This is a genomic window from Paenibacillus sp. 22594, assembly GCF_052044425.1.
Lineage (GTDB): Bacteria > Bacillota > Bacilli > Paenibacillales > Paenibacillaceae > Paenibacillus_AQ.
The window spans coordinates 606263-618160 of the sequence record NZ_JBQENA010000003.1 but is presented as its reverse complement, the minus strand read 5'-3'; the positions used below and the strand labels follow the sequence as shown (position 1 = coordinate 618160).

At 48.7% G+C, this 11898-nt stretch carries 8 protein-coding genes; 6 read left to right on the top strand and 2 right to left on the bottom strand.

The genetic code is table 11. The annotated features are described in order from the left end of the window. Positions 1–299: 299 nt before the first annotated feature. Positions 300–2711 (top strand): RNA polymerase recycling motor HelD, encoded by a 2412-nt coding sequence (gene helD, locus ACTJKB_RS13455; RefSeq protein WP_440834764.1) that lies wholly within the window; start codon positions 300–302, stop codon positions 2709–2711. Positions 2712–2720: 9 nt separating this feature from the next. Here the strand turns inward: helD and ACTJKB_RS13450 are convergent, their stop codons facing one another. Then, positions 2721–3647 carry a helix-turn-helix transcriptional regulator gene (locus ACTJKB_RS13450; protein ID WP_440834579.1) on the bottom strand — a complete coding sequence of 309 codons (927 nt, stop codon included), beginning with the start codon at positions 3645–3647 and terminating at the stop codon, positions 2721–2723. 78 nt (positions 3648–3725) lie between these two features. Between ACTJKB_RS13450 and ACTJKB_RS13445 the strand changes: the two genes are divergently transcribed. The 5 genes from ACTJKB_RS13445 to ACTJKB_RS13425 all read left to right on the top strand — a co-directional run bounded on the left by ACTJKB_RS13445 (position 3726) and on the right by ACTJKB_RS13425 (position 10298). Then, a complete protein-coding gene (locus tag ACTJKB_RS13445; protein ID WP_440834577.1) occupies positions 3726–4256 on the top strand; it encodes a dihydrofolate reductase family protein in 531 nt (176 codons plus the stop codon). Positions 4257–4397: 141 nt separating this feature from the next. Then, on the top strand, positions 4398–4937 hold the full coding sequence (locus ACTJKB_RS13440) for a DinB family protein (RefSeq protein WP_440834575.1): 540 nt from the start codon (positions 4398–4400) through the stop codon (positions 4935–4937). Then, on the top strand, positions 4925–5365 hold the full coding sequence (locus ACTJKB_RS13435; RefSeq protein ID WP_440834573.1) for an EVE domain-containing protein: 441 nt from the start codon (positions 4925–4927) through the stop codon (positions 5363–5365). Before ACTJKB_RS13440 ends, ACTJKB_RS13435 begins: the two co-directional genes overlap by 13 nt. A 138-nt stretch (positions 5366–5503) precedes the next feature. Further along, positions 5504–8380: an S-layer homology domain-containing protein gene (locus ACTJKB_RS13430; protein ID WP_440834571.1), complete on the top strand. Its 2877-nt coding sequence runs from the start codon at positions 5504–5506 to the stop codon at positions 8378–8380. Between the two features lie 394 nt (positions 8381–8774). Further along, a complete protein-coding gene (locus ACTJKB_RS13425) occupies positions 8775–10298 on the top strand; it encodes a malate:quinone oxidoreductase (RefSeq protein ID WP_440834569.1) in 1524 nt (507 codons plus the stop codon). A gap of 33 nt (positions 10299–10331) precedes the next feature. Here ACTJKB_RS13425 and ACTJKB_RS13420 read toward each other — a convergent pair whose 3' ends face one another. Beyond that, on the bottom strand, positions 10332–11885 hold the full coding sequence (locus ACTJKB_RS13420; RefSeq protein ID WP_440834762.1) for a glycoside hydrolase family 32 protein: 1554 nt from the start codon (positions 11883–11885) through the stop codon (positions 10332–10334). Between the last annotated feature and the right edge of the window lie 13 nt (positions 11886–11898).

The window sequence follows — 11898 nt, the reverse complement described above, 5'->3', positions numbered from 1 at the left end:
GACGCGCCAGGCTCAGACCTATATAATCATTGCATACAAAGAAGCAATATGTTAAAGTTGAAGGACTGTCGATATTCATCATATAAAGACAGACTTATTGATTATCTTTATACTTTGATTATAGCAAAAGAATTTACGTTTTGTCAACCGTCCTTTTTTCAAAATATAAGAATTAATATGCTTCGCGCTATAAATTATCCTTCTATTTCTCGCTGAAACGGTGCCGTCCTTAAAAAAGGACGGTGAAGCCGTTTCTACTTGTTTCTAACTTAGTTTGAGAAGGAGTGTATTCAGGAATGATGGACTCAAATGAATGGCGGCAGGAGCAGCAGCAGCTCAATCTGGTAATGGATAAGCTGGAGGAGAGAATTGTTGAACTGGAGCCCAAGATAAGTCAATTAAGGGAGCAGGCAGCGGATATCCGTAAAAGATTTTGGGATGAGGTTACGGTCAACACGAGTACGGATGAGGATTTTGAAGAGACATTCTTCACAATCAATCAGCAAACTGCAGTGTTATCTGAACGGGAACGGAGCCACGGACGGTTGTTGCAGCAATGGAAAAATATGAACCGGCTACTGCCTTCTCCGTATTTTGGACGTGTTGATTTTCAAGAAGAGGGCCAGGGTATCACTGAGCAAGTGTATATCGGGGTGTCGTCCTTCGTCGATGCAGATGGCCTGAGCTTTCTGGTGTACGACTGGCGTACCCCTATGGCGAGTCTATACTATGACTATCCTCCAGGAGCAGCAGCCTTTGAAACGCCGGGAGGGCGCATCACCGGGACCATGAAGCTGAAGCGGCAGTATCAGATCCGTGACGGTCATCTCGATAATGTATTCGATTCGAGTATAACTATCGGTGACCAGTTACTGCAGCAGGTGCTCGGTCAGGGGGCCGATGCACAAATGAAAAGCATCGTGGGGACAATTCAAAAAGAACAGAACGCGATCATCCGCAACGATAACAGTCAAATGCTTATTGTGCAGGGAGCGGCCGGCAGCGGGAAAACTTCTGCGGCGCTGCAGCGTGTGGCTTACTTGCTGTATAAACACCGTGAAAGACTCACCGCGGATCAGATCGTTCTTTTTTCACCTAACCCCATGTTCAACAGCTACGTATCCACTGTTCTTCCTGAACTCGGAGAGGAAAACATGCAGCAGACCACCTTCCAGGAATATCTGGACAATTGGCTTGCCTCAACGTTTCGTTTGGAGGACCCGTTTGATCAGATCGAATATGTGCTGACCGAGCAGCAGACTCTGGGTTATGAGGCTCGTATGAATGGAATTCAGTATAAGGCGTCTGAAGCTTACCTTCAGGCACTCCGCGGTTATTCGTTGTGGCTGGTGAAGGAGGGAATGAGGTTTGACGGCATCCGTTTCCGGGATCGCGTGTTAATTCCGGGCGAGCAAATAAAAGAAAAGTTTTACAGCTATGACTCCTCCATTCGCCTCACGAACCGCATCGCACTGGTACAAAAATGGCTGCTGCAGGAGCTGACCCGGCTGGAGAAGAAGGAGCAGGAAGCGCCTTGGGTACAGGAGGAGCTGAACTATCTCGATGGAGAGCAGTACGCTGAAGTGTTCAGTATGCTGCATAAAGAGCAGGGGGTCTTTGACTTTGCCGAAAAGTACGCCCGAATATACGAAATGCTGCACAACAAACGCCGTCCGGACGAGAGTGATTTCGATTTTGCCGAGCGGGAGGAAGAGCTGCTCAGCCGAATGATTGTGAAGGAGGAATTCAAACCACTCAGACGGAGCGTAAAACAGTTCTCGTTCATAGACATGGTTGGACTGTACAGCCAGTTGTTCAGAGACGAGGCGGCATACAGGGAGATGACGAATGAAGCTGAGGTACCGGAGCTTTGGCCGGAAATCTGTATGCAGACCCAAGAAAAGCTGGGCCGAAACGAACTCTATTATGAAGATGCTACACCGTATCTATATCTGAAAGAACTTGTCGAAGGTGCCCGGACCAACACGCAGGTGCGGCATATCTTCATCGATGAAGGTCAGGATTATTCAATGTTTCAGTATGAGTTCCTCAAAAGACTCTTTCCCCGTGCCCGCATGACGGTACTCGGTGATTTCGGTCAGGCCATCTTTACGCAGGCAACGAATTTGCACGGGATGGACTCTCCATTGATTCAGCTGTATGGCGAAGCGGCAACAAGTCAGTTTCTTCTTATCCGCAGTTATCGCTCCACCCGTGCAATTGTGGAGTTTACGAAGTCGCTTTTGCCGGGCGGAGATGCAATTGTACCGTTTGACAGAAGTGGCAGGAAGCCGTCCCTCCTGAAGATGGGGGGCAGCGAAAAAAGAGCGGAACGAATAGCGGCAGATCTGGCGGCGCTTCAGGCTGAAGGTTTTACATCCATCGCTGTTATAACGAAGACTGCCGCCGAGAGCAGAGAGGCTTACGAGACTTTGACAGCCGGGGGCTCCAAAGAGCTGCGGCTGATCACAAAGAACACACCCACTTTTGAAAAGGGTACGCTAGTTATTCCTGCCTATCTCGCTAAAGGTGTTGAATTTGATGCAGTGCTGATCTATGACGCTTCCTTGCAGTCCTATCACCAGGAGAGCGAGCGCAAGCTCTTTTATACAGCATGCACACGGGCAATGCACCGGCTTTTACTGTACACAACAGGGGAATGGACGCCTTTCGTTCAGGGCGTAGATAGGTCTTTGTATGAGCTAGTATAAGTTTAAGACTTACCGGTACGGGTTCAAGCTGAGCTCCAGCAATTGGATGACGATTTCCTGTAACTGGGGCGGCTCCCCGACCTTCACTTCGGGTCCGAACTTCAGCAGCCCCCGCGCCGTATAAGGGAACTCTTCCACAGGGACGCTGCCCTTCCAGAGATAGGCATACTCAGAAGGGAGCTCTGCCTGCTGCAGAGAGTGAAACATCGGATCGGATTCAGCCAGCCGGGCTCCAAAGGCGGTAAACCACAGCGTAACCTCCAATCGGGGCCGCTCATCAGCAGCTCCCAGCCACTCCTGCAGATCTGGAGCGGAGGGGTCCTCTTGTTCCAGCACCTCCAACTCCAGGATGCGATCGGCGCGGTACAGGATCACACGGTCGCCTTTCTTGGCAGGCATATACCAGTAGCCGTTCTCCAGGTAGATGCCGACAGGAGTTGCTTGTGCGTCCTTCGTTCCGCTCCGCGAGCGATAGGTGAACGCAATCTGCCTCTTGGCGATTGCCGCTTGGAGAATAGCTGTTGTAAACGGCGCAGGCTGTGCAGGCTGCTGCTGGAGGACGGCGATGTGGCTGCGCATCCGGTCGATCGAGTCCTTCACGTCAGGCGGCAGACTGGCATAGTACTGCTCGGCCAGGTGCGTCCGGAACGACTCATAGGGGAAGCTCTGGATTTGCTCCATGACCTGAATCATCAGGAAGAGACCCAGAGCTTCGTTAGGCGTAAGCCGCAGCGGCGGCAGAATCCGGTTAGGCAGCGCCCGGTAACCGCCATGGGCACCTACTTCGGCATATAACGGGAAGCCGATCTGCTGCAGGTAGTCGAGATCGCGCTGAATCGTCCGCAAGGACACCCCGAAGCGTTCGGCCAACTCACGGGCAGTGAATTTTTTGCGGGAGTCGATGATTTGCATCATGGCTAGCCGTCGGTCGTTCATTTTTTGCACCTCATTTTATTACGACGTATGTTGTCATAGTTCCAGTTTATCATGAAAGCATGAGAGGAGCGATGAACAATGAAGCGGAGTAAAGTTGTGCTGTATGTTGCCATGAGTCTGGACGGGTATATTGCCAAGCCAGATGGTTCAGTGGATTGGCTCTATGATGTTCAAGGAGATGGTGGCGACAACGGCTACGGTGATTTTTACAAGGGCGTTGGCGTAGTGGTTATGGGAAGGCTTACTTATGATGAGGTGCTGAAGATTTCGGATGAATTTCCTTATGCCGGCAAGCCTTGTTACGTTCTGACCAGAAGAGAGCAAGCCCCAGACAAGTATGTACATTTTACCGACGAGGCACTGGACAGCTTGATCCCGCGGCTGCAGGTCATGACCGATGGGGATGTCTGGCTGGTGGGAGGCGGCCAACTGGTGCAGGCGTTCCTGGAGCATGAACTGATCGATGAGGTGCAGCTAACCCTGATTCCGAAGCTGCTTGGCGAGGGGATTCCGTTATTTCCTGCAGGAACGGTTCCTGGCAATCTGAAGCTGACAGGGCTGGAGCGTATGGGTCAGATGGTATCGATCTGTTATGAAGTCATCAAGTAAGAAGCCTGGCGGCGGGAGGGGCTTTCCGGAATCGGGTTCACGACGAAGCTGAAAAAGAATTAAAACGCTACTGACATAACGTTGTCAGTAGCGTTTTTGTATAGTCAGATTAGATCATGATAAAGGAGCTGTTTGAAAAGTATGAATACTACCGAAGCGTTGCAGCGGTTTGAAGAAACGGCAAATTACTATCTCCATCAACTGGATGATTTCAGTATGGAGCAGTTGAAGCGTCAGCCAAGTGAGGACGAGTGGTCGCTTGGGCAAATGTATCTGCATCTGATTAACTCGGCTCTGTATATGCAGCTTCGCAATGTTGAACAATGCCTGGCTCCAGGTGAGGATTCTGTTGCCCCTATCGCGGAAAAGACAAGAGCGGGTGCAGAGATCTTTGATCAAGGAAGCTTCCCGCCTATTCGTGTCCATGTCCCGCCTTCTCCACAATATACCCCGGTGCAGCCGGAGAGCAAAGAACAGTTAATTCAGGGATTGAATACTGTGATCGGCCGAATGAAAGAAACCTTGCCGAAGCTTGAACAGGCATCTCTGCAGAATACGGTACCCCATCCGCGATTCGGTCCACTCAACTCCGTAGAATGGTTTTTGCTTATTGAAATGCACTATCGTCATCATCTTCTGCAGATGGATCGGTTGAGGGCATTTCTAGAATGCAACGTATAAGCGAGCAAAGCCGCTGCTGGATTGGGGTTGTCTCCGCTTCTCATGTGAAGCGGGGGGTGCTCGGTGGATTCGCCCAGCTCAACCATGGCAAGTCAGCACCTTTGCGGCGGATGAAACGTGGCGATTGGCTGATATACTATTCTCCACGGACGGATTTGGCGAAGGGGGAGGTACTCCAGGCATTCACTGCCATTGGTCAGATTGAAGATGACAGCATCTACCCCTATAAAATGTCCGAAACCTTTGTGCCCTACCGCCGGAATATCCGCTATTTTCCTTGCCAGGAAGTGAAGATTGCGGATCTATTGAACCAGCTTAGCTTCACACGCGGGAATCGAAACTGGGGGTATAGCTTCCGTTATGGTCATTTCGAGATCAGCCGGGAGGATGGGCAGGCGATTGCGGCCGCCATGAAGTTATGGAAATAAATACCGATAAAGATTGAAAACTTCCCGGGCCCTATTGTAAAATCAAGAAGTTGTCGAATTATGGTCCAAAATACCATCCTTGGGACCTATTAGGACGACAATGCTTATTGAGATTTTAGAGTAGAAGGGGAGAAGACAATGCTATTCCATGCAGTGCGCCGTAAAGTTAATCTGATGATGGTGTTTGCCCTGTTATTGAGCACCCTTATGCCAAGTATGGCATTTGGAAAGTCTACGCAGTTCAAAGACACCGCTGATTCTTACGCGCAAAAGGAGATTCAATCACTAGTAGAAGCAGGTATAATCTCTGGGTATGAAGATGATACGTTTAAACCGAATAAGGCTATGACACGCGCTGAACTGGCGAAGATCATCGTTCTGTCCCTCGGCCTGAAGGTGAATGCAGATCAAGCAGCTTCGTTCAAAGACGTTGCCCCGAACAGTTGGTACCGCGGTTACATAGGTGCATTGGTAGAGACCGGTATCACACAAGGTACATCGGCTACCACATACAGTCCTAATTCGAATGTCACCCGCGAAGAGTTGGTCGTATTTTTCATTCGAGCCTTTAAATTGGAAGAAACGGCGAAGAAGCTTCCGGTTGACAGCGAGCTGTCAGATCTATCAGAAGTGTCCGAATGGGCAAAGGCGCAAGTGTCCCTGGCCTTTAAGACCGGCTTCATCAACGGGACCCAAGGCAGTGATGGGACTCTGAAATTCAAGCCAAAAGACCACGCCGAGCGGCAAGCGCTGGCTCGTCTAGCTTATGAATTCACAATCAATAAATCTGTGTATGTCGATAAATCCATGAAGCTCCTTGCTGAAGAGGATAATAAGGGTAAGGCTCCCGTGGCAACCCCGACGGCAACCTCGGTGACAACCGATCGCGGGTCTTCTCCTGTAGCACCAGCACCTGTGCCGACTGCTCCAGCACCGGTATCACCAGCACCTGTGCCGACTGCTCCAGCACCGGTATCACCAACACCTGTGCCGACTGCTTCAGCACCGGCAGTACCAGCACCGGTAAATGGTCTCCAGGTTACGATAAATGGAGAGAACATGGATTCCATTTATGCCGAGGAGCAAACAAAAGTCATATTCCGTGCAACGCTTAATGCAGCCAAAACGGTTAATGCGAGTGTCTATAAAATGGACGACAGCGGCAAAGTGATTTCCCAAATCACCACACTGTTTGATGATGGTTTGCAAGAACATGGAGACAGTCTTAAGGCAGACGGGATCTACAGTGGCAAAGCTGAATTGACTGAAAGTACAGAAGGCTACATCAATCTGCAGGCTTATACGGAAGATGTACCAAGCAGCGCAGTCCTGAAATTATCAGTAGTTAAGCATCTTACGAATGAGCAGCTCGCACAATCAGAAATCATTGAAAATAATACGCAGGTTAAGCTTGATCAGTTAGTCACTGAATATGGCGATTTGCAAAAAGCGAAGGAAGCAACTGTGACTTGGCTGCAAACACAAGCTGATGTTGAGAATGCCGGTATTTCCGGTGAGGGCGGAAGCATCTGGTATTTACTGGACACTGGGATTCTGGGGGGCATTTCTGCAGCTCCAGAGAATACGAAAGGTTTAAGCAGTACCGTTGAAGAGGCTGCGTCCAGTAATGCATTCAAAGCGAATGCGTTAATGCAAAGTATGGAACAAACCGTCGCAACCATAGGAAGTAAGCGGGTTGCTGTGATTTCTCCGTTTTCCAGCAAGCTTTCGTCATCGAATGTTTATGACGCAGTGTATAATAACTTCGTTCAGTCGAATTATCCGTTCCTTGCGGAAAGAGTAAAAGATACTGCAGCGGATGTTAACTTCTTTAAAGGACTAAATCAGTATGGAGTCATAGTTTTAGATACCCACGGAGATACTTTCTATGATGAAAACGTGCTCCAAAAACTCCATAAGAAGTACGGCATGGATTTCAAGTATGCTGGACCACAAGTGATGTTCCTGACAGGGGAAAAGGCAACAGCAGAGAGTAAAAAAGCATATGAAATGGATCTGAAAAAAGGAAGGTTGGCTATAATCTCTGGCTATTATGCGATTACACCGTCCTTTATTACACGCTATAACGATATGCTACCGGATACGATTGTATTTAACGGCAGCTGCCGAAGCTTGTACAATAATTCCATGGCAGATGCATTCATCAACAATGGTGCAGGCACTTATTATGGATATACCGATTATGTAAAACTTGCCTATGATCAAGCAATTATTCAATCCGTATTCACAGCTTTGGTTGATGAGAACAAGACCACCGAAGAAGCCTTCCAGGCAGCAGTGGCTGCCCATGGCGCAAACGATGGTGTGGCGGCTTTTGCTATGAAGGGAAGCAGCATTGGCGCTAAGACAGAGGGTGTAATTAACGGGACATTTGAAAGCGGAAATTGGGTCGGATGGAATGGAAATGGCGATGTCCGGGTGATTTCAATGCTGGGGCCCCTTAAGCCGACTGAGGGTAACTACATGGCTATTATCAGTACCGGCCTGGGGTTTGAAAACAACAATAACGGAGGCAACGACTACAATTCGGATAGTTATATTGAGCAAAGCTTCATTATTCCAGCAGGGACAACTACTCTTTCGTTCGACTATAATTTCATTTCTGAGGAACCAAAGGAATATGTTGGAACGAAATTTAACGACACTTTTAAAGCAACGGTAACTTCCAGTGTATACATCAATACAGCCTCTGTTGTTACCTCTCATGTGAATGGGGGGGACACGGTGACATCCAATGTCTACGGTGATGAGTCTGTTACTGTTGGGACTGAATCGATTAATGGCTCCACGGCATATTGGATTGATGAGAACAAAGTGGCAATTGATTTCTACGGTGGCGACTCTACGGCATACATGACGAATTGGAAGCACGTACAGTTCGATGTAAGTCAATTTGCCGGCAAGGCTTCCATTGTCCTCCGCTTCCACGCCTGGGATCAGGGAGACAGTGTATTTGATACAGCAGTGCTGATCGACAATGTGATACTCAAATAACACAAAGAAACGGCTGGCTCAGGGGGAACCTGAACCAGCCGTTTTTTATATTCTAGCGGAGTTAAGGAGGTAATACTGATACTCAGAGGTAACCTCAAAGCCAACGTTGCGATATAGATGTAAGGCCCGCTCATTTCCGTGAGAGCACGGGAATGATTTTGTTCTTGGACATGTAGCAACTATAACACAACGCATTCCTCAGCTTAAGGGATTCACTATGTTATATAAAAAACTAGATAAATATTAAAATTTATATGTAATAGTGATACACTAAGATCAGGTCATCATTGATCCAGAAAAGGTGTGTGACGAAGTCGCACCCTAGCTTGTTATAGCGCCTAAGCAGGAGCGCCTGAATCTTCCTGCAAATCGTAGGGTAGAAGGACGGGTAAACATGAGCAACCAACAAACAAAAACAGACGTTATTTTAATTGGTGCCGGAATCATGAGTGCGACGTTAGGTTCTATGCTGAAGGAATTAGTCCCGGACTGGAACATCACCGTGTTTGAGCGGCGGGCGGGCGCAGGCGAGGAGAGCTCTAATGAATGGAATAATGCAGGAACGGGGCACTCTTCACTGTGCGAGCTGAATTACACCGTAGAAGAGCCGGATGGATCCATCGATATTAGCAAGGCTGTAAAAGTAAATGAAGAATATCAGTTCTCCAAGCAATTCTGGTCTTACCTGGTAAATAGCAAACGGATACAAAACCCGCGGGACTTTATTGTGGCCGTGCCCCATATGAGCTTTGTCCAAGGGGAAACAGATGTTGCTTTTTTGAAAAAAAGATATGAAGCGCTTTCGAAAAATCCGCTGTTCCAAGGGATGAAATTTTCCGATGACCCGGAACAGCTGATGAAATGGATTCCGCTAATGATGAAAGACAGAAGAATAGAACAGCCTATAGCGGCAACCCGAATCGAATCAGGTACAGATGTGAACTTTGGTGCTTTAACACGCATGTTGTTTGACCACCTAAAGAGTAATACGGCGGATATCCGATACAAACATCAAGTGGATGATATTACCCGCGCCCGGGACGGCTCTTGGAATTTGAAGGTGCAGAACCTTGATAATGGTACCACTTCGCATCATTCTGCAAAGTTCGTCTTTATCGGCGGCGGGGGAGGAAGCCTGCATTTGCTGCAGAAATCCGGTATTCCTGAAGGGAAAGGAATTGGGGGATTTCCGGTAAGCGGACTGTTCATGGTGTGCCAGAAGCCGGATATTGTAGCAAAGCATCATGCCAAAGTATACGGAAAAGCTGCGGTCGGAGCTCCTCCAATGTCTGTTCCGCATCTGGACACGAGAGTGATCGACCAGAAGGAATCGCTGTTCTTTGGACCGTTTGCCGGCTTCTCGCCAAAGTTCCTCAAATTCGGTTCGATGTTTGATTTGATCACTTCTGTAAAGCCGGGCAATCTGACAACGATGCTGGCAGCGGGGGCAAAAAACCTTCAATTGACCAAGTACCTGATTGGACAGGTGATGTTATCCAAAGAACAGCGCATAGAAGCCTTACGGGAGTTTGTCCCGGATGCCAAGAGTGAGGATTGGGATTTGGTGGTGGCAGGCCAGCGTGTGCAGATTATCAAAGATACGGCAGCCGGCAAAGGAACACTGCAATTTGGCACAGAAGTGATCAGCAGTGCCGACGGGTCGATAGCGGCGCTATTGGGGGCCTCTCCCGGTGCTTCTACCGCTGTTTCTGTCATGTTGGAAGTCATCATCAAATGCTTCCCGCAGCAGATCAAAGCATGGGAATCGAAAATCAAAGAGATGATCCCTTCCTATGGCGCCACCTTATTGGATAACCCCAAACTAATACAAGACATTCACACCTTAACGGATCGCTCCCTTGGTCTAACGAATGAAGCGGGAGAGTATGAGACACAGAAACATGCATTTACTTCATAGACTTCCCGGTAATCTGCATAGTTCTTGAATGGATCAGCAAACACCCGATTCCAAATGTACGCGGAATCGGGTGTTTGCCATGGAAACATATCGGAACTGCTTGATCACTATATTACTAAAAATTGCTGAGCCGCCGTCCGAAAACAGAGTGATTCCCTGATCATATAATTCGGGGAAAATGAGACTGGAATAAACAACGGCCCCCTCATCAATAAAAACTTCCACGCTCGTTTTATCGACAAAAATCCTCAGGTGAACCTTCTTTTTGCTTACATCGAAGAAAGCCTTGCTCTCCAGGTAATTACCGCTCTTGTCGGGATTCCCTGTGTAAGCCCGATTGACATAGGTATAGCGGTCTTCCACAGAAACTCCGACATCCACATGATGGATTGTATCGGCAGACTCCCTAAGTCTCAAACCCGCATTTTTGACCTCAGACCAATTGATATCGGCGTTAAGCTCGTACGAATTTCCTGTGAAAGGGAGTGTTTCAGAACCATCCACAACGATTGGCCCATAGGCTGCCGCCGCTTGTGATGTTTGACTTAAGGCTTCCAGAGGCTCCGAAACAAGATGATAGCGGCCTTCGCCTGCCTGTTTCAGCTCAATTCGACGAACCAACGAATCCATTCCGTTGAACCCTTCCTGCAGCGTCGGAGTAGTATGGGGATACTCCCAATTATTCATCCAGGCAAAAGCATAACGGTGACGGGTTGTGTCGTTGCTGGTACCCTCTTCAAAGGTTACGGCACCATACCAGTCAGAACCGTAATCCAGCCACTGGGGTTCCTTCTGATCGGAGAAAAACGCCTTTCCGTCAAAGTCTCCAGTCCAATAGGCATAGGTGTTAGGTTTCCCCGATGATGTCCCATTGGCGCTGACGCCGAGCACCCATTTATAGGTCCCGTCGTCCGCATGCATCACGTAAAGATCGGGACATTCCACTATTCCGATGTTCTCCGTTACAAAGCCGCTTATATAGTGCCAGGCTTTTAAGTTCTGGGACTCATAAAAGCCTACTTTTGTGCCTTCCGCCAAGACCATGATCCATTTGCCGGATAAGTCATCCCAAATGATTTTCGGATCTCTAAAATCGGTTGTCCCAGGATTCCGCAGAACGGGAGCACTACCGTAAGCGCTAAACGTGTATCCACGGTCGGTGCTGTACCATAAATATTGCTCCTGCTGCCCGCTTCCGGCGGAGGGCTCAGTTACAATCGCGATTATAGCCCCTTTTCCGAAACCAGCTGTACCTGCTCCATCTACAACCACCGACCCTGACCAGGGATCGCCATTTGGATTCGTGTACTTAGGGATGGCGATCCCCTCATCTGTCCAGTGCACCAGATCTGTGGAGGTCGCATGCCGCCATTCAGTCCCATTTCCGGTGGGGTAATCACGGTTATACAGATAATAATAATGGTAGGCTCCATCCAGATAAATCGGCCTTTGCGGATCATTTTTCCACTTATCGGGTGTTGTGAAATGGTAGGCTGCCCGATAGGACAGCGGTGAATGAGAAGGGGCGGCCTCCTCCGGAATATTGTTCCTTCCCGAATCGTATGCCGCTACCCCTATAGCAATCATTAGGCCCAAACGA